The organism is Chitinophaga sp. 05T412, from assembly GCF_056396465.1.
Map to the genome: position 1 here is coordinate 473,307 of NZ_JBFTLN010000004.1, position 16,913 is coordinate 490,219.

Here is a 16,913-nt window from a genome sequence, read left to right on the forward strand (position 1 = left end):
TCCTCCCTGATTTCATTGTTCTTTATGCTTTCATTGTTCCCTGCTATGGTTGAATAACAATCCTGTTACCATTTTCAATTCTATACCTGATTCTTGTTTTTGCCAGTCCTTTTAATACCTGCGATAACGTGAGGTTTCTGCCTATTTCTCCGGTAAATGCCCGCTCGGGGATATCGCCTTCATATTTTACTTCCACATTATACCAGCGTGCCAGCTGTCGCATCACTGTGGGGACGTCTGCATCGTTGAAGTAGAAGAAACCGTTTTTCCAGGCGATGGTCTGTAGCAGATCTACATGATCCACTACCTGTATTCCCTGGCCCGTGGCCGTTACCCTGGCCTGTTGTCCGGGTTTAAGTGTTTGCTGTTGTTGTGGGGTGATGATTTTTACCGCCCCTTCTAATAAGGTAGTATTGGTGCTGGCTTCGTCTTTATACGCATTAATATTGAAATGTGTACCCAGTACGGCTACCGTGGTATTATTTGCTTTTACGAAGAAGGGCATTTTTTCATTTTGCGCCACTTCAAAATAAGCTTCGCCGGTGATGGTTACTTTTCTTTCTGATCCGGTAAAGGCGGTGGGGTAGTAGATAGAAGAGCCTGCATTGAGCCATACGGTGGTACCATCCGGTAAAATAAGTTTGTATTGTCCGCCCAGCGGAGTGCTCATGGTATTGTACAACACTTTATCTGTTGCGCCGGCCGACTGGTAGGCCAGTTGTCCGTTGCTTAATTTGGTGATGCGGGTATTACCTTGTTGCGCCAATACGCCGTTGCCGGCACTGTCCAACGGTATTTGCGAGCCGTCGGAAAGGGTAAGCATGGCCCTGTTGCCACCGGGAGCTACATCTTTAACAGCAGCAGCAGCTACTATGGTTGGAGCCGGTTGGTTACTCCTGTGGTAGTACCAGGCGCCTGCGGTGATCACCAGCATAGCGGCGGCAGCCCACCAGTAGCGCTGAAGGAAATGCACTGGTTTTTTAACAGGCGCCAGCGGCAATGATTTATCTGCGTTCAGTATTTGTGTTACTACCGATTGCCAGTAAGCATAGTCATATTCCTCCGCACGGGTGGCGGTATTGGAGTTGATGCCATGGAATGCGTCCAGCTGTTGCGTAACATCGCCGGTATCATCATGGCTGATGAATTGTAACAGTTCTTTGTATTCAGCTGGTGTTGCCTGTTGGCGCTGAACCTGTTCCAGCAGGTATCTGAGTCTTTCGTTCGTGGACAATCAATGAAATTTTAAGTCTTATTGATTTAGTTGACGTGGCAGGGGGAAATTGGCGGATGAATACCCCCCTGTTATATACGTACGCTGACAAATCAAATAGTACCTATCTCCCTAAAAAAAATTAATAAAAGAATAAAATGTCCCATCCCAGGAGGACGAGCGGTAGAATAATCCCTTTGGAAATAAGAAACTCCCGGATGGATTTGAGGGAACGAACCAATGAATTCTTAACTGTTTGCTCTGACAATTGTAGTTCAGCTGCAATAGCAGCAATTTTTAATCCTTTTTCTCTGCTGAGCAGATATATTTTTTGTGCTTGTGGCGGTAATTGTTGAATCGCCTGTTTTACTAATAAGGTGGTTTCCGAAAAAGCAATATTTTCCTCTGTCAGATTGGAATGGTCGTCGCTTTCCATAGCGATCCGCTGACTGGCTTTATTCCGTACACCCTGTTTCTGTAACCAGCTGTAACAACGGTGATACACCATTTTGAAGATCCAGTTATGCGGCGCCATTACTTCCGTCAGCTTTTCCCTACCCAGCCATATGCCCAGAAATATCTCCTGTATAATATCTTTTTCAGGTCCTTCTACCTGTATTACACGGGTAATGACCGGTTTTATTTTAGGGACATAGAGATGGAACAGTGTTTCAAATGCCATTTCGTCCCCCTGGGCAATTTGGTGGAAAAGTGCGATTTCATTTATTGCTTCATTATTCATTCCGTTTAATCCTGGTCGCTTAAATATGATCCTATCCCTGCTAATCTATAAAAATGGTTAAATGAGGTACTATATTATATAATTGATATACGCGTGTGGTTGCAAGGTACAAAAACAAATGATCGGATGCTATCCCTTTTATAGGAGCGTGTTTGCCATCGATGGCAATAATGTCAGAGCACTTTCAACAAGCGCTGATCTCAAAAAAAAATCATGCGTAATGGTTTACTCCGCTGCCTGTATGGACAGTGCATGATGGAAGATATTCAACGGGTCCCATTTGCGTTTTACCTGTTGCAAACGGGGATAGTTATCGTTGTAGTAGAGGGTAGACCAGGGCACGCCGGATTTATTCCATGTGGGATCTGCGAGGTCAGTATCCGGATGGTTGATCATACTGCCGCCGGCTTGTTCATTGGGCACAGGAACCCCACCAGTAGCGGCAAACAGTTCCTGGTAAAAATGCCTTACCCATTCCACGCTGGGGGCTTCTCCGCCAGGATCACCCCATCCGGTGTTACAGGCAATGTCGAGTATACTATCACGTTGCGCGGAGGCCGTGGCATCCGGTGGGATGGTATTTACTTTCCCCCCGTAGGTAGCCATGCCTAATCCACCGAACACGGGTTTGTCCATGGTGAGGTAGGTATATGCCGTACTGATTTGGCTATCCGTAAATGGTTTGCGCAGAAAGGCATCTTTCACTTTTGCGGTGGCATTATCGAAACCTGGTTGGAACAATTCCGGGAAGGGATTGAGGGCAAAGCGTAGCCAGGGTGTTTGTTCTATTTGCCGGGTATGTGGTATGCTCAGTGGTGCCACAACAGCGGCCAGGTGTGCGTCTATTTGTGGCAGGGCATTGTCACCGGCGGTAGTGAGTCCTTTTATTTCCAGCTTACCGATGTTTCGGTGATTCAGGAAAAGAAGGCTGAACAACTGTGTATATGGACTGTTGGGCCGGCTATGTTCCAGGCTCCACATGCCAAAATTATTCGCCAGCTGATGGAAGGCCGCTTCGTTGAAATCTTTCCATTCCCATTCTATTCTAAATGTGGTAATAGTGGCAGGTGCTTTCGGCATGGCAGTGTATGGATCACGACCGTCAACGCCGGGCGCTCTGAACCAATAACGGGTAACAATACCATAGTTACCACCGCCGCATCCGGTATGCGCCCACCAGAGTTCACGATGCGGATCATTTTCTTCGCGGGTAGCCATCACCGCATGTGCTTTACCAGAAGCATCTACCGCCACAAGTTCCAGGGCATACAGGTAGTCAGCTGCTAACCCATATTCTCTGCAGAGAAAACCAAATGCACCACCTAATACGTGTCCACCTACGCCAATATTAGGATGCTCGCCGCTGGGAAGTACAGCGCCCCAACCCAAAAATAATTTCCGGTTGGTTTCACCGAGGGTGGCGCCTGCTTCTGCTACAAACGCGGCTTTGCTGGTATCGTAGTCCACGTTTCTCATCAACGACATATCAATGACCACCTCTACCGCAGGATCTGCTACAAACCCTTCCAGGCAATAGCCGCCACTACGCACCACTACTCGTTTGTGCTGGGTTACGGCTTCCTGTACGGCCGCCACTACTTCCGCAGTAGAGGTAGGGAGATAAATATAGTCCGGCTTGCCAAGGAAGCGTTTATTGAATCGTTTTTCAGCAAGATCGGCGTAACGTATATCGGTGGGCGTTATCTTTTCCATAAACTAAATTTAAAAAGAATCGCACTCTTAAACAACTGCTTTACCCGTTGAATCGTTTGGTAAAATCAAGGTAACTCAATACAGATACACCACAGAACAGCGATAAACTATAGATCTCATTTTTGGCCAGGAATCCCTGCTGTGGATACTGATAAAATACCGTGATTAATCCGTCGATATAAGGAAAGTACACTGCTTGCTCCATATGGCGATACAACAGAATAGCCATGCAAATACCCGTTAAGCCAATACCGATATTAATGAACATATTTTTTATCCGGATACTTAGCCAGAAATGAATGGCCAGTATACCCAGGAAGGCGATCAGGGTTCTGAATACCGTATAACTCACCAGCGCAAAGTCGGGCTTATATTGAAAGAAGCCCATCTGAGGATATACTAATCCTAATATGCCGGCATCGATAAAACAGCAGATCAAAAAAAGCACATAGAGCAGGAGCAGCAACAATAGCGTCATCAGGAGCTTGTTAAAATAAATGGTGCGCTTTTGTATGGGGAGTGTCAGCAGGTACTTCCAGGCATAATACCGGTGCTCAATGTGCATGTACATGCAGGTAACCATCACAATAATGAGTGGGCCAATAAATACGGTGAATCCTTTGATCGCCTCTCTCCAGAAAACGGGCCAGGGATCACCATGCGCGGCGATAATGTCCGGGGCATGCGTTACGAAATCAAGGCTGGTGAACAATGGAACCAGAAAGGCCGCAATGGCGATGAGCCATAGGATGAAGTTGTTTTTTATTTTTAATATCTCGGTATAAAATTGCATAGTGTTGCTATTAATGATGCTTGTCAATGAACTGTATGAAAGTGTGTTCGAGATCCATCACAGCTACGTCCAGCAGATAAATGCTGATGCCGGCTTTTACCAGTAAAGCCGCAATGCCGGCTACCTGCTCATTATTTTCATAAGGGACTTCCAGCAGCTGCTGTGCTGCGGTGGTCACCAGGTATTGCTGCTGACGCAGGAGAAAATCTGCTTTGGCGTTGTTATTGGTTTTTATCCGGATCACATTTGCATGGTGGTTAATTTGCTGCAACGCCGCCATGGTGCCTTGAAATATGAGGGCGCCCTTATGCAGGATGCCGATATGGGTCACCAGTTTTTCCATTTCTGCCAGTAAATGGCTCGACAAAAAAATGGTGATACCCAGTTCCTTATTAAGACGAAGTAATAGCTCCCTCGTTTCAATGATGCCGGTAGGATCTAGGCCGTTTACCGGTTCATCAAGGATGAGCAGATCAGGGTTGGATAGTAATGCCAGCGCTACGCCCAGTCGTTGCTTCATCCCCATGGAATACGTTTTGACTTTGCGATGCGCGGCAGGGGTGAGTCTCACCAGTTCTAGCACTTCCCTAATCTTTTTTTTCTCCACGCGTCGGATGATCCGCGTAATGTCCAGGTTATCCCAGCCAGACAGCTGTTCATAGAGCGCCGGTTGCTCTATCAGCGAGCCAATTCGGGTCAGTGTGGCCATACGGTTACTGGCAAGTGAAGATCCAAAGAGAGAGATACTGCCGGTAGTGGGAGGGAGTAACCCCATTATTAGCCGGATGGTAGTTGTTTTCCCCGCACCATTGGGGCCCAGGAAGCCATAGATAGCGCCTTTTTCTACAGCGATATTTAAGTCTTTCAGCATTGGCTCATTTTTGTGAAAGCCAAAACCGAGATGGGAGGTGTGAATGATGGGGGAAGTTGTTTGTGTTGTCATATTGATTACTTCAGGTGATATATCAAATCTATCATTCAGGTGGCGTGTCGGATGTTATGCCGGCCGGATAGCGCCTGTTATGGTATGAATGGGAGGATACGAGGGACCAGCTATATCTTCCGAAAAATATAACCGCGGGAATCGGCCAGGGGATGGTGTTTACGCGGGAGTAACCAGATTGCAGGATATTGATTCGTCCGCCTCCGGGACAGTTTCAACACGGTGGGCGATATGTTCGTCCCGATAGGTTGTTTCTTTACCTGAATTTTTGGATCTTAGTTAAGTGAAAACAATAACCACGCGTTTCCCTAGAGTATTTGAACAAGAAGCCGGACTGCATATTTTTTTTGTGGGCGGATTGTTGCTGGTGTTTTCCATCATCTTGTTTTCCAGTCGCTTTACGGTATCGCTATTACCCAGAGCGGTATTCAGTTTCGCGCTGTTGCTGGCTTGTGCCTACACCGGCAGATGGATTGGCAGATGGTGGTTGCGGCATAATCGCTGGCTGGTAATGGCGTTGTTGTATGTGGTGTTCGCCATTTTTTATGCCACGCTGGGAATAGCTGCTTATGCGTGGCTCATGCATTTGACCGTTGACAGTGAAAATGCCCGGATGTTTTTTGTAGGCATTCCCGGCTTTGTATTGTTGTTTTTGTTCGGTGGCGGATTTGTAGCCATCAGCCGGTCTGCCAGGAGCGCGCAATTATACGCCAGCCGCATCCGGGAACAGCAGCAGGAAAGTGAGTTGGCCTTGTTACGCTCACAGGTAAGTCCTCATTTTTTGTTTAATACGCTGAATAATTTATACGGGCTTTCCCTTACCCATCATGAAAAAATACCGGATTTACTGTTGCAGTTATCCGACCTGTTACGTTATTCAGTATATGAAACCGGGCAACAATGGGTGCCGCTGGAGGAGGAGCTGGCCTATATCCGCAATTACATAGCGCTGGAGAAAATACGGATAGCTGATCGGCTGGATCTCCACGTGCAAATGGATAGCGGCAAGGGGCAAATAAAGATTGCACAACTCCTGTTGATCATGTTTGTAGAGAATGCTTTTAAACATTCCCGTAATACATTAACACCAAAGATTAGAATAGACCTGCATTTGAGTGTAGTGGAAGAAGAGATTATTTTTAAGATAGGCAACAACTGTGGCACGGATGCTTCCTGCAGCCATGGTTCCGGCGTGGGAATAGATAATGCCGTGAAAAGACTGGATTTACTATACCCGGGCGCCTATTCGTTGACCCGGCAATCCGAAAATAATTACTATTATGTGGAACTCCGGCTTAAAGCAAAATAAATGAATAAGATCAGCTGCCTGATTGTAGATGATGAACCCATTGCAAGAAGCATTCTTGTAAACTACTGTAATGCAGTGCCCGCGCTGGAAATAGCGGGGCAGTGCGGAAATAGTTTAGATGCCCGTAAGGAAATGATGCATAAAGATATCCAACTACTTTTTCTGGATATCAATATGCCGGTGTTAGATGGTATCGCATTTTTAAAGACGCTGAAAAATCGGCCGCAGATCATTTTTACCACTGCCTACAAAGAGTATGCGGCTACCGCATTTGACTTGTCGGCCTGTGATTACCTGGTAAAGCCGTTTTCCCTGGAGCGGTTTATTATTTCGGTAGATAGGGCCCTGGAGCGCATACAGCATATGAACCGCCCGGCGGTGCCGGCAGATAATTTGCCGGACGAAGGTTTTCTATCTTTCAAAACAGAAGGTAAAATATTCAGGTTGAAAAATGAGGATCTGCTATACGCGGAAGCCAGCGGTAATCACACCCGGTTAATTACCATCAATGGACTTATTGTATTGCCCATGTCGTTTACCGCCGTAGAACAAATGCTGGCAGGTAAATATTTTATCCGGGTACACCGCTCTTTTATGGTGAACAAATCCAGGATTTCTTTGATCCAGGGACAACTGCTCTTTTTAGATAAGTTGGAAATACCTATTGGTAAAAGCTATCGGAATGAACTGTTGCAAATGCTGGGATTGTAGCGGTAGGCATCTTAAAAAAATTTCCCCCTTACCCGCGAACATTTACTAAGAATGCGTAATTTATAGAAGGATCACCTTCAAACAGGAAGCATTATGCAAAAGCAAACGCAACATACGGATGTTTTATTGATAGGGGCGGGTATTATGAGCGCCACACTGGCAACGATGTTTAAGCACTTGTCGCCCAACAGTTCTATTGCGGTGTATGAACGCCTGGACCGCGTAGCCGCTGAAAGCTCCGATGCCTGGAATAACGCCGGCACTGGCCACTCTGCGCTATGCGAGCTTAACTATACGCCGGAAAAAGAAGACGGTACTATTGATACCAGTAAGGCCATACATATTATTGAGCAGTTTGAAGTATCTAAACAGTTTTGGTCTTACCTCGTAGAACAGGGACAGTTGCCCGATCCCGCCGGATTTATCCGGAGCACGCCGCATATGAGTTTTGTACATGGGGATAATGATGTCACGTATTTACGCAAGCGATTTGATGCCTTGCAACAGTATCAGCTGTATCAGGGCATGGAATATTCTGAAGACCCGGAAGTACTGCAGGACTGGATTCCATTGGTAATGGAAGGGCGCGAACGCACCGAGAAAACCGCCGCTACCCATATGGAACTTGGTACCGATGTGAATTACGGCGCACTCACGCGGTCGTTGATGGCACAGTTGCAGCAACAACATAATTTTAAATTACACCTGGAATTTGAGGTAGAAGCGCTGGAACAGCTGGCAGACGGCAAATGGGAAGTAAAGGTGAAGAACCTGCTCACCCGCGAAACATCACACGTAACGGCCGATTTTGTGTTCATCGGCGCCGGTGGCGGATCGCTGCAGCTGTTGCAGAAGTCCGGCATTCCGGAAGGACGGCTGTATGGCGGCTTCCCGGTTGGCGGCGAATGGCTGGTATGTAAAAAAGAAGACATCGTGAACAGGCATCATGCCAAGGTATACGGACAAGCCTCTGTGGGCGCGCCACCCATGAGTGTACCGCATTTGGATACCCGGATTATTGACGGCGAAAAAGCCATTTTATTCGGACCCTTTGCTACTTTCTCCACCAAGTTTCTGAAAGAAGGCTCTTTCCTGGATTTGTTTGAATCTATTAAATACTGGAATATTCTTCCACTCATGCGGGTAGGACTCGAAAATTTTGGGTTGGAAAAATACCTGGTGGAACAATTAAGTTTATCATTTGAAGACAGGATCGCCGCTTTGCAGATATTTTATCCGAATGCAAATGGCAACGATTGGGAATTGCAGGAGGCTGGCCAGCGCGTACAGGTGATCTTTAATGATCCCGATAAAGGAGGTACGCTGCGTTTTGGTACGGAGGTAGTAGCTGCTGAAGATGGCAGTATTGCTGCCTTATTAGGCGCTTCTCCGGGCGCTTCTACCGCCGTATCTATTATGCTGGACCTCTTAAAAAGTTGCTTCCCTGATAAAATGAAAGGAGAGTGGAAGGACGCGTTAGAGAAAATGATTCCTTCGTATGGCACCCCATTGGAAGGAAATCCTGCATTAAGTTATCGCATCAGAACCTGGACCAGCAATACTTTGCAGCTCGACTGGCAACAGCCGGCTTTAGAAAAGCAATAAATTTATTTTAACCACTGCTGCATGACCATCATGTTTTATTCATGTTGGTGCAGCTGGTTCTTTTTTACTAATGCTTTTAATTCTTTGCCGGTAAGGCTATAGTATTGTGCCCATTTTTTTCTGATGCGAAAGATCAGGATAAAGTATGGCACTTCAATCGCTATATGCAATAGGGCAAAGGTGAGAAATCCTTTGTTAGAAAAAACGACCAGCACTAGCAGAAAATAAATCCCCTACACGACGCCAAAGGCCAGGTTTAAGGGTACAGCCCATTTTACTTCCATCCAAAGGAGAAATGTCATCATAAAAAAAAGTATGCCACCCAAAAGTAATAAGCATAGAGGTAGGATGATCATCATGGGCTCCGGGTCATTGTCCACCAATAGATAGTAATTAAGTAATTTAAGCAGTATGGCAACAATTGAGAGGCCTCCGATCACCATCCCAATCCAGATATAAATTTTCAGCGCCAGGGGCAATAGTTCCCGGCGCCGGATATAAGGTGTATCGAGAAAACCCCGATCGAAGATGCTTAAGGAATCATCCATAGGTAATGCTATTAGGTACAGAGAAATAAAATGCTGTACGAAGATAACATTTTATATCATCCTGTTTTCCATACAGAGCGTAGAGTCGCGTCTGTGTTGTATTCGTTAGTATGGCAGGTGATGTTTCTTTATATACCTATCTAAGGCTTTACCATCGTAGGTATACAAATGTGTCCATTTTTTTCGAATCCGGAAAATTAATATGAAGTAGGGAAGGAGGATCATTAAAAATGGCAGCAGAAGATAAAATACGGAGATGCTTTTGAAGAGAACAGCCATCGCCAAACCCATCGTCAGCCAGGTACCGGCAACTATCCAGTTAAATGTTATGGCCCATGCTACCTGCATCCATAATAGAAAATTCATCCCGAAAAACAAGCATGCATTAAATATTAGGAAGGCAATGGCGAACATGTCGGCACGCCAGTCCTGGGAGGTAGTCTTTAAGGTAAATAGGAAGACAATCAATTTGATGATAATAAACTCGCTGGATAGCATGCCGCACCAGATATAGATTTTTAGCGCCGGAGACAGTAGGTCCCGGCGCCGGATATAAGGTAAATCAAGGCGACCCCGATCAAAGGTGCTTAAATAATCGTCCATGGGGCAACTGCTAATAAATGGGGTACGAAGCTATTCTTTAGCTATAAATCTTCTCTATCGCCGCTTTATATTTCTCCATGACTGTTTTACGTTTCAAGCTCAGCTTAGGTGTCATTTCCCCACCTGCAATACTCCATTCTTCTGGCAGCAGTTCAAATTTTTTGATTTGCTCCACGTGATTGAAGAATTGGTTGTACTTATTGAGTACGTCTTCGTAGGCGGCCAGTACTTTAGGATTTTTGACCGCTTCTTCTGCAGTGGTGAATGGGATGTTTTGCTGGTTCATCCAATATTTCAGGTAGGTGAAGGCAGGTACAATCAGTGCACCGGTGAATTTTTGTCCCGCGCCTACTACCATGATCTGTTCTATAAACGGACTTTCCTTGAACTTGTTTTCGATCGGTTGCGGCGCTACATATTTACCACCACTGGTTTTAAACAGTTCTTTTTTACGGTCTGTTATTTTGATATACTTGTTATCTACCCATTCGCCTACGTCGCCGGTATGCAACCAGCCGTCAATCACTGTTTCAGCGGTGAGGTCGGGGCGTTTGTAGTAGCCTTTCATCACGGTCGGTCCTTTCACACAAATTTCCCCATCTTCTTCCAGCTTAACTTCCAGGCCATTGATGGGTGGGCCTACGGTGCCAAACTTGGTACCGCCGGGAGTTTTCCGGTTTACGCAAATCACGGGGCTGTTTTCGGTAGGGCCATATCCTTCGTATACGGGGATGCGGGCAGCATTAAAGATGCGCAGTAGTTTTTCCTGGCAGGCGGCGCCACCAGTTACAATGAAGCTGATACGGCCTCCCAGGGCTTCGCGCCATTTGCTGAATATCAGTTTATTGGCAATAGACAGCTGCAGGTTATACCAGGCGCCTCCATCGATGTTATTATCATATTTAGAAGCCAGTGCCACGGCCCAGAAGAACAGACGGCGTTTGATACCGGTCAGGTTATTGCCGGTGGTCATGATTTTTTCAAATACCTTTTCCAGCAGGCGTGGTACTGTGGTAAAGCCATCAGGGCTGATTTCCTTCAGGTTGGCGCTCAGAGTATCTATGCTTTCTGCATAGTAAATACTGATGCCGCTGTAGAGATAAATATAAGTAACCAGTTTTTCGAAGATGTGATTCAGCGGTAAAAAGCTTAACACCTTGCAAGGTTGTGGCGCGTCTTCAAAAGGAAAACTTTCTTTAGACAGCATCACATTGGTCACAATATTTTTATGTGTGAGCATTACTCCTTTAGGAGTACCCGTGGTACCGGAGGTATAAATGATGGTGGCCAGGTGATCTGGATCGATACCCTCTTTGATGGTTGCTACTTTGGCCAGCAAATCAGGCGTAGCCAGGGCCGGAATTTCGGACCAGTGCGGGGTGCCGGGTATCTGATCAAAAGTGTATACGTGTTGTAAGGAAGGTACGCCGTCTTTAATACTATTCACTTTGTCCAGCAGTTCTTTGCTGCTCACGAACATGTATTTAACGGCTGCGTCCTGCAAAATGAACTGTAATTCGGCCGGATTGGTAGTGGGGTAGATCGGGACCAGTACTGCACCGGTTTGTTGTACGGCAAGATCCGTAAATACCCATTCCGGGCGGTTGTTACTGATAATGGCGATTTTGTCGGCGCCTTCCGGCGTAAAGTCATTTCCTCCCACACCCAGCTGCAGCAGGCCGGCGCTGAAACGGTTTACAATGTCACTTACACTTGCCGTATCGTAGGTTTTCCATTGTCCATCTACTTTGGCCGCCAGGGTATCTGGCTTTGGAAACTGTGATAATTGCCAGGCAATTGCGTCAAAAAGTCTTTGCTTTCTCGGTAGATTATTCATAACGGCATTTTAATGATGGTTCGTTCTTTTTCCACTCCTTCTAAATATACTAAATATATGATATCATAGCATACCGGAACCCTGATAGATGGGGTTATTTTATCTGCCGGCGGGGTGAATGGGATATTTATTGTGTGATACATCCACATTTCAGTCAAACGATTGAGCAAGGTTTTGCCCTTTTTGTTTGAATTTATCGCCTACTTTTATTCCACGGAACACGGAAACTATACAAACCTATTTTTCTGGAGAAACGGAACCATGACGAAAAACCTGACAGGCAAGCCTTTGCCGGAAGAATAGTACGTGGGTGTCTTTTTTAACCACAACATATATTTTATGAAACCACTTAACAAACATCTGTTACTGGCTACCGTGCTGGCGGGCAGTATTACCGGATGTACCTCAAAACAAACATTACGGCCCGCGGGTCAGCCGGATGCAGCACTGCTGGAAAAAAACAGAACTGCGGCAGCAGCGGTCGACTATCGCCAGGAAATGAGAAATTTCGTGATTGGGATTAGTCAATATGCGAAATCAAAAAATCCGCAATTTGCGATTATTCCACAAAATGGACAGGACCTGGTCACCACCAATGGTGAAGCCAATGGTACCCTGGCAACGGCTTATGTACAGGCGATTGACGCAGTAGGCAGGGAAGACTTGTTGTTTGGATATACAAAAGACAACGTGCCTACTCCCACGGAAGATAAAAACTTCATGATGGGATTTCTGAACCGCATTAAAGCCACCAAAAAAGTATTGGTGACCGATTATTGCAGCGGTAAAGTAAATATGGATAAGTCTTACACTACTAATAACGGGAACGGCTATGTGTCTTTTGCGGCCGATCACCGTGGGCTGGACAATATTCCGGCTTATCCGGCTACGCCTTATGGGGTAAACAATGCCAATATCACCAATATTATGCAGGTGAAAAACTTCCTGTACATCATTGATCCGGGTGCATATGCCGATAAAAACAAATTCCTCACTGCGGTAAGTGCTACCAATTATGATCTGATTATCATGGATCTTTTCTATGATAAAGCACAGTTCACTGCCGCAGATATTGACCGCCTGAAACAGAAAGCCAATGGTGGTAAACGTTTGGTAGTAAGTTATATGTCTATCGGCGAGGTAGAAAACTACCGCTACTACTGGAAAAGCGGTTGGAAAATTGGCAACCCTCCATTTATCGTAGCCGAAGATCCGGATTGGACAGGGAATTTCTACAGCGAGTACTGGAACAAAACCTGGCAGGATATTATTTACGGAAGCAGCACTTCTTATGTGCAAAAGATTCTGGACAGCCATTTCGATGGCGCCTACCTGGATTTGATTGACGCATTCGAATTCTTCGAAAACAGATAATCATCACCTACATCAACGCCCTGTTGCTGTCTGTTCGCCCGGAACGGATGGTGACGGGGCTTTTTGCGCCTACCATCCGCGAAAATCAATCAGGGCTTGATAATTATGACGAAAGCTGCGCGCAGGTTCATTGGAAAGTTGAAATCCATTACGTATGTTTGATATTTGTACTGTGTAAAAATTCGCTATACCAACGTACCTATGAGTGTAACTTGTCCAAGATGTTCTGCTTCCTCTTCTGAAGGAACTAAAGTTTGTCAATATTGCGGCCATAACTTCCCGCAGCCAGCTGCTGCTGAGGCGATTGCCAGACCCCAGCCCCGTTATGCCAACAGGGGAGCCACCAGAAATGAGAAGGTGTATAGCCTGCGTCTCGATGATCTCACCACTGGTTATTCAAAAGCCTCTGTGATCAACCGGTTGGTGGCTCATATCCTGGATGTTATTTTTACGTTGATCATGCTGGTTCCTGCAGGGGTGATGATATTCGTGTCTTTTGCCAAACTGTTGCAAGCGAAATTTGAAGATGCCATATGGGCCTGGGTAATATTTTCTTTATTGGTATTCGTTCCAACAGTTTACGCGTCGATTAAAGACGGCTTAGGAAAAGGGCAAAGCTGGGGTAAACAGATCATGAATTTAATGGTGATCAATATAGATACCAATGCCCCCTGTTCAAAAGGGGAGTCCTTTGTACGTAACTTTGTTTCCTGGTTAATAACTGGTATTCCTTATGTGGGTTGGGTCATAGAACCACTGATGCTGCTGATCAGACCCGATGGCAGAAAAGTGGGAGATCTGGCAGCACGTACGCAGGTAATTGATGTCAGAGAATATCAAGAATAAAACGGCAGCTTGTTGTAGCGGATAAAGATCATTCGCTACAACAGCTTTCTGCGGTTTATTACCTATCTTCCAGATATGAAAGAGCCACTGTCGCCAGCGGAGATTTTTAATAAACACGCAGCGTTATACCAGCAACAATACCAGGACATATCCCGGTATGAAGATACCTTTGATCTGTTCTGCAGCAGTATCCGTGATGGGAATGCGGTCGTGCTGGAAGTGGCCTGCGGACCGGGTAACGTTACGCAATACCTGCTGGCAAAACGGCCGGAGCTGCAAATACTGGGAACCGATGTTGCGCCCAATATGATCCAGCTCGCGCAAACCAATAATCCTACTGCTTCGTTTCAGGTAATGGACGCCAGGGATATAGGGAAGCTTCCCAACACCTACGACGCCATCCTGTGTGGCTTTGGTTTTCCCTACCTCTCTAAAGAAGAAGCCCTTGCTTTTATTGCCGCCGCTGCCCATGTGCTAAATACCAATGGCGTGTTGTATATCAGTACTATGGAAGATGATTACAGCAAGTCGGGTATTAAACATTCTGTTACCACCGGCGATAGCACCTATATGTACTATCACGAAGCCGGTTATCTCACCGAAGCATTGCAGGCACATCACTTTCACATCTTATTAATAACCCGTAAATCCTCCACAGGAGCCGACGGTACTCCCTACACTGATCTGATCATCATTGCCAGGAAGTAGCTATGCTATTTTATTTTTATATATATTAGCGATGAAATTACTATGCCTTACTTTTTCAGATACTGCTAATAGCAAGATCTGAGAATAAACCCTAAATGATATCCTGTGAAAAACATTATGCTGACGGCTATCCTCCTGGGATATGCAGCTGTTACACATGGGCAGCAAAAACAAGTAAAAGAAGTGCTGGAGAAGGTGAAAGAGGCGGTACAGCTGGTGCCTGCCGGTAGTTACCTATTTCAGGAAACCGGTAAAAAGACAGTTACTGGTAAAGCGGCGGTGGTAACCAACAACGCAGCTATCTGTAAATTCAGGGTGAACCGGAAAGATACGCTGATGGGATACAAATTGTCGATGCTGCAAAATGATAGCACTGCTCACTGCGTGTACAATGGTATTGACCTGGTAACGATGTTCAATAAAACCGCCACCACCACATCTGTTACCAAAAATCCGGCAGCTGTAAAGCAGCAGATCAATGCGGATTTTATGTTCCCGTTTTTCCTGGCTTCCAACAGATTTTTGCAGCAGTATAACACCGACAGTATGCTGAAAAAAATACAGCTGTTGCCGGAGGAAATAGTAGAGGGAGACACTTGCTGGAAGCTGCTGCCAGAGATCGCGAATAAAAAAATCAAGTTGTATTACTTCATTAGCAAGCATTCTTTCCTGCCAGTAAAAGCAGTAACGGAGTACAAGGACGTGATCGGGAAGATCACGCAAACAACTACCTTCTCCCACACTATGAGCGACTTGCGGAGAGTGAAAGTAACAGACACTACTTTTACGATGGGCGCTATGCAGGGATATAGTGCCGTCAGGGAATTTGGTCATGCCGGCTCCGAATGGCCGGCGCTAAAGGAGCCGGCTATTGGAAAAGATACCTTGCTGTTGCATTTGCTGGAAAAACCGTGATCAGGGTGTTAGCAGGGCCAGGTCTTTCAGAATGTTGACATCCAGGGTGCGGTTGCCGCCAACCTGGGCCGTTCCTGTGAATTGCCACATGTTCCAGTCCTGCCATCCTACCGGACATTGTAACTGGTGGGTATCTCTGACAGAATAGGCGGCGAGCCATAACCGGTATTGTCCCAAAGCATGATCACTGGGTAGTTTCCGGTCGAGGTATTCTTTCCGGCTATAAATCATTGGGGTGATGCCGGTAGATTGTGTCACCTGGTGAATAAAAGTAGTGATCCAGGTTTCGTAGTCTCTGGGCCGCAGTGGCGTATCCCAGGTCACCTCGTCTTCCAGGTCCAGTACCAGTGGTAAAGTAGTGGGAGGCAGGTGTTGCAGCAGACCAATGGCTTCATTCGCTTCCGCGGTGGCATCCGTTTGTATTGTGCCACCATTGCGGGTATCGGGCCGGCAAAAATGATAATAGCCCACTTTAATGCCTGCGCTGCCTGCATTGGCTGCATGAGTGGCCGCCTTCGGATCAGGAGAACCTACACCTTCCGCAATTTTAATGTAGGCGAAACTGATGCCTGCCTGGCTGATCGCATTCCAGTCGGGCTGCGCGTTGTAATGCGATAAGTCTGTGCCCAACAGATAATGATCCGGCAAATTGATGGGCAGGTTAGCGATGGGAATAGCCGGAGGGGCTGGCAGCGGCATCAATCCGCCTCCCCAGTAAAAATAGCCGTCCGTACTCTCGTACCACCGGCCCAGTGAGGGATCAGTGATATCGGGTACTTCCATCCCTTCAAATTTAAATCCCTGTAATACGGTACCTACAATACTGTCTCTGTCAGTGAGCTTGACTGGTACACGATTCCTTCGGTTAAGTTTTTTAACAGTTACAATGAGTTCCATAATGTTTAGCAGACTGCTGCTGTTTTTGAGTGTTAACAAATAGAATATGGGGTAATAAAAGTGTTGATACAATCAGCGGGTTGTGTCATACGTACATCCGGGCGAAGCGATATTTTGGGGGCTAGCTGCCAGGCAGATAGCAATGAAAAATTAGGA

General features: G+C 46.1%; 16 protein-coding genes. 7 read left to right on the plus strand and 9 right to left on the minus strand.

The window, feature by feature from the left end; genetic code table 11:
• Positions 1-43 precede the first annotated feature (43 nt).
• From AC1DFM_RS12265 to AC1DFM_RS12285, 5 genes are all read right to left on the minus strand, one after another.
• The gene (locus AC1DFM_RS12265; protein WP_477077022.1) at positions 44-1,234 is read right to left on the minus strand and encodes a FecR family protein; all 1,191 of its coding nucleotides are present in this window, start codon (positions 1,232-1,234) and stop codon (positions 44-46) included.
• Positions 1,235-1,355: 121 nt separating this feature from the next.
• The gene (locus AC1DFM_RS12270; protein WP_477077023.1) at positions 1,356-1,955 is read right to left on the minus strand and encodes a sigma-70 family RNA polymerase sigma factor; all 600 of its coding nucleotides are present in this window, start codon (positions 1,953-1,955) and stop codon (positions 1,356-1,358) included.
• 225 nt (positions 1,956-2,180) lie between these two features.
• Positions 2,181-3,668: an FAD-binding oxidoreductase gene (locus tag AC1DFM_RS12275; protein ID WP_477077024.1), complete on the minus strand. Its 1,488-nt coding sequence runs from the start codon at positions 3,666-3,668 to the stop codon at positions 2,181-2,183.
• 40 nt (positions 3,669-3,708) lie between these two features.
• Positions 3,709-4,461 carry an ABC transporter permease gene (locus tag AC1DFM_RS12280; protein WP_477077025.1) on the minus strand — a complete coding sequence of 251 codons (753 nt, stop codon included), beginning with the start codon at positions 4,459-4,461 and terminating at the stop codon, positions 3,709-3,711.
• Positions 4,462-4,471: 10 nt separating this feature from the next.
• Positions 4,472-5,404 carry an ABC transporter ATP-binding protein gene (locus AC1DFM_RS12285; RefSeq protein ID WP_477077026.1) on the minus strand — a complete coding sequence of 311 codons (933 nt, stop codon included), beginning with the start codon at positions 5,402-5,404 and terminating at the stop codon, positions 4,472-4,474.
• Between the two features lie 283 nt (positions 5,405-5,687).
• Here AC1DFM_RS12285 and AC1DFM_RS12290 point away from each other — a divergent pair, with 283 nt between their 5' ends.
• The 3 genes from AC1DFM_RS12290 (at position 5,688) to mqo (ending at position 9,029) form a co-directional block, all read left to right on the plus strand.
• Positions 5,688-6,713, plus strand: coding sequence for a sensor histidine kinase (locus AC1DFM_RS12290; RefSeq protein ID WP_477077027.1), 1,026 nt, complete (start codon positions 5,688-5,690; stop codon positions 6,711-6,713).
• Positions 6,714-7,424 carry a LytR/AlgR family response regulator transcription factor gene (locus AC1DFM_RS12295; RefSeq protein WP_477077028.1) on the plus strand — a complete coding sequence of 237 codons (711 nt, stop codon included), beginning with the start codon at positions 6,714-6,716 and terminating at the stop codon, positions 7,422-7,424. It begins immediately after the preceding gene.
• Between the two features lie 93 nt (positions 7,425-7,517).
• Complete coding sequence (gene mqo, locus AC1DFM_RS12300) at positions 7,518-9,029, plus strand: malate dehydrogenase (quinone) (RefSeq protein ID WP_477077029.1); 1,512 nt, start codon at positions 7,518-7,520, stop codon at positions 9,027-9,029.
• 233 nt (positions 9,030-9,262) lie between these two features.
• On the opposite strand, the gene AC1DFM_RS12305 is transcribed toward mqo, so the two are convergent.
• The 3 genes from AC1DFM_RS12305 to AC1DFM_RS12315 all read right to left on the minus strand — a co-directional run bounded on the left by AC1DFM_RS12305 (position 9,263) and on the right by AC1DFM_RS12315 (position 12,017).
• The gene (locus tag AC1DFM_RS12305; protein ID WP_477077030.1) at positions 9,263-9,577 is read right to left on the minus strand and encodes a hypothetical protein; all 315 of its coding nucleotides are present in this window, start codon (positions 9,575-9,577) and stop codon (positions 9,263-9,265) included.
• A 105-nt stretch (positions 9,578-9,682) separates the two neighbouring features.
• The gene (locus AC1DFM_RS12310; RefSeq protein WP_477077031.1) at positions 9,683-10,180 is read right to left on the minus strand and encodes a hypothetical protein; all 498 of its coding nucleotides are present in this window, start codon (positions 10,178-10,180) and stop codon (positions 9,683-9,685) included.
• A gap of 37 nt (positions 10,181-10,217) precedes the next feature.
• Positions 10,218-12,017: an AMP-dependent synthetase/ligase gene (locus AC1DFM_RS12315; RefSeq protein WP_477077032.1), complete on the minus strand. Its 1,800-nt coding sequence runs from the start codon at positions 12,015-12,017 to the stop codon at positions 10,218-10,220.
• Positions 12,018-12,356: 339 nt separating this feature from the next.
• Between AC1DFM_RS12315 and AC1DFM_RS12320 the strand changes: the two genes are divergently transcribed.
• From AC1DFM_RS12320 to AC1DFM_RS12335, 4 genes are all read left to right on the plus strand, one after another.
• The gene (locus AC1DFM_RS12320; RefSeq protein WP_477077033.1) at positions 12,357-13,391 is read left to right on the plus strand and encodes an endo alpha-1,4 polygalactosaminidase; all 1,035 of its coding nucleotides are present in this window, start codon (positions 12,357-12,359) and stop codon (positions 13,389-13,391) included.
• A gap of 201 nt (positions 13,392-13,592) precedes the next feature.
• Positions 13,593-14,237 (plus strand): RDD family protein, encoded by a 645-nt coding sequence (locus AC1DFM_RS12325; RefSeq protein ID WP_477077034.1) that lies wholly within the window; start codon positions 13,593-13,595, stop codon positions 14,235-14,237.
• Between the two features lie 75 nt (positions 14,238-14,312).
• On the plus strand, positions 14,313-14,945 hold the full coding sequence (locus AC1DFM_RS12330) for a class I SAM-dependent DNA methyltransferase (protein WP_477077035.1): 633 nt from the start codon (positions 14,313-14,315) through the stop codon (positions 14,943-14,945).
• Positions 14,946-15,050: 105 nt separating this feature from the next.
• Positions 15,051-15,860, plus strand: a complete 810-nt coding sequence (locus AC1DFM_RS12335; RefSeq protein ID WP_477077036.1) for a hypothetical protein — start codon at positions 15,051-15,053, stop codon at positions 15,858-15,860.
• Here AC1DFM_RS12335 and AC1DFM_RS12340 read toward each other — a convergent pair whose 3' ends face one another.
• The gene (locus AC1DFM_RS12340) at positions 15,861-16,757 is read right to left on the minus strand and encodes a glycoside hydrolase family 25 protein (RefSeq protein WP_477077037.1); all 897 of its coding nucleotides are present in this window, start codon (positions 16,755-16,757) and stop codon (positions 15,861-15,863) included.
• Between the last annotated feature and the right edge of the window lie 156 nt (positions 16,758-16,913).

Bases quoted from the DNA above. Each gene is read 5' to 3' on its own strand.
- AC1DFM_RS12270 (WP_477077023.1), bottom strand. From the start codon at position 1,955: ATGAATAATGAAGCAATAAATGAAATCGCACTTTTCCACCAAATTGCC.
- AC1DFM_RS12275 (WP_477077024.1), bottom strand. From the start codon at position 3,668: ATGGAAAAGATAACGCCCACCGATATACGTTACGCCGATCTTGCTGAA.
- AC1DFM_RS12280 (WP_477077025.1), bottom strand. From the start codon at position 4,461: ATGCAATTTTATACCGAGATATTAAAAATAAAAAACAACTTCATCCTA.
- AC1DFM_RS12285 (WP_477077026.1), bottom strand. From the start codon at position 5,404: ATGACAACACAAACAACTTCCCCCATCATTCACACCTCCCATCTCGGT.
- AC1DFM_RS12295 (WP_477077028.1), top strand. From the start codon at position 6,714: ATGAATAAGATCAGCTGCCTGATTGTAGATGATGAACCCATTGCAAGA.
- mqo (WP_477077029.1), top strand. From the start codon at position 7,518: ATGCAAAAGCAAACGCAACATACGGATGTTTTATTGATAGGGGCGGGT.
- AC1DFM_RS12305 (WP_477077030.1), bottom strand. From the start codon at position 9,577: ATGGATGATTCCTTAAGCATCTTCGATCGGGGTTTTCTCGATACACCT.
- AC1DFM_RS12310 (WP_477077031.1), bottom strand. From the start codon at position 10,180: ATGGACGATTATTTAAGCACCTTTGATCGGGGTCGCCTTGATTTACCT.
- AC1DFM_RS12315 (WP_477077032.1), bottom strand. From the start codon at position 12,017: ATGAATAATCTACCGAGAAAGCAAAGACTTTTTGACGCAATTGCCTGG.
- AC1DFM_RS12320 (WP_477077033.1), top strand. From the start codon at position 12,357: ATGAAACCACTTAACAAACATCTGTTACTGGCTACCGTGCTGGCGGGC.
- AC1DFM_RS12325 (WP_477077034.1), top strand. From the start codon at position 13,593: ATGAGTGTAACTTGTCCAAGATGTTCTGCTTCCTCTTCTGAAGGAACT.
- AC1DFM_RS12330 (WP_477077035.1), top strand. From the start codon at position 14,313: ATGAAAGAGCCACTGTCGCCAGCGGAGATTTTTAATAAACACGCAGCG.
- AC1DFM_RS12340 (WP_477077037.1), bottom strand. From the start codon at position 16,757: ATGGAACTCATTGTAACTGTTAAAAAACTTAACCGAAGGAATCGTGTA.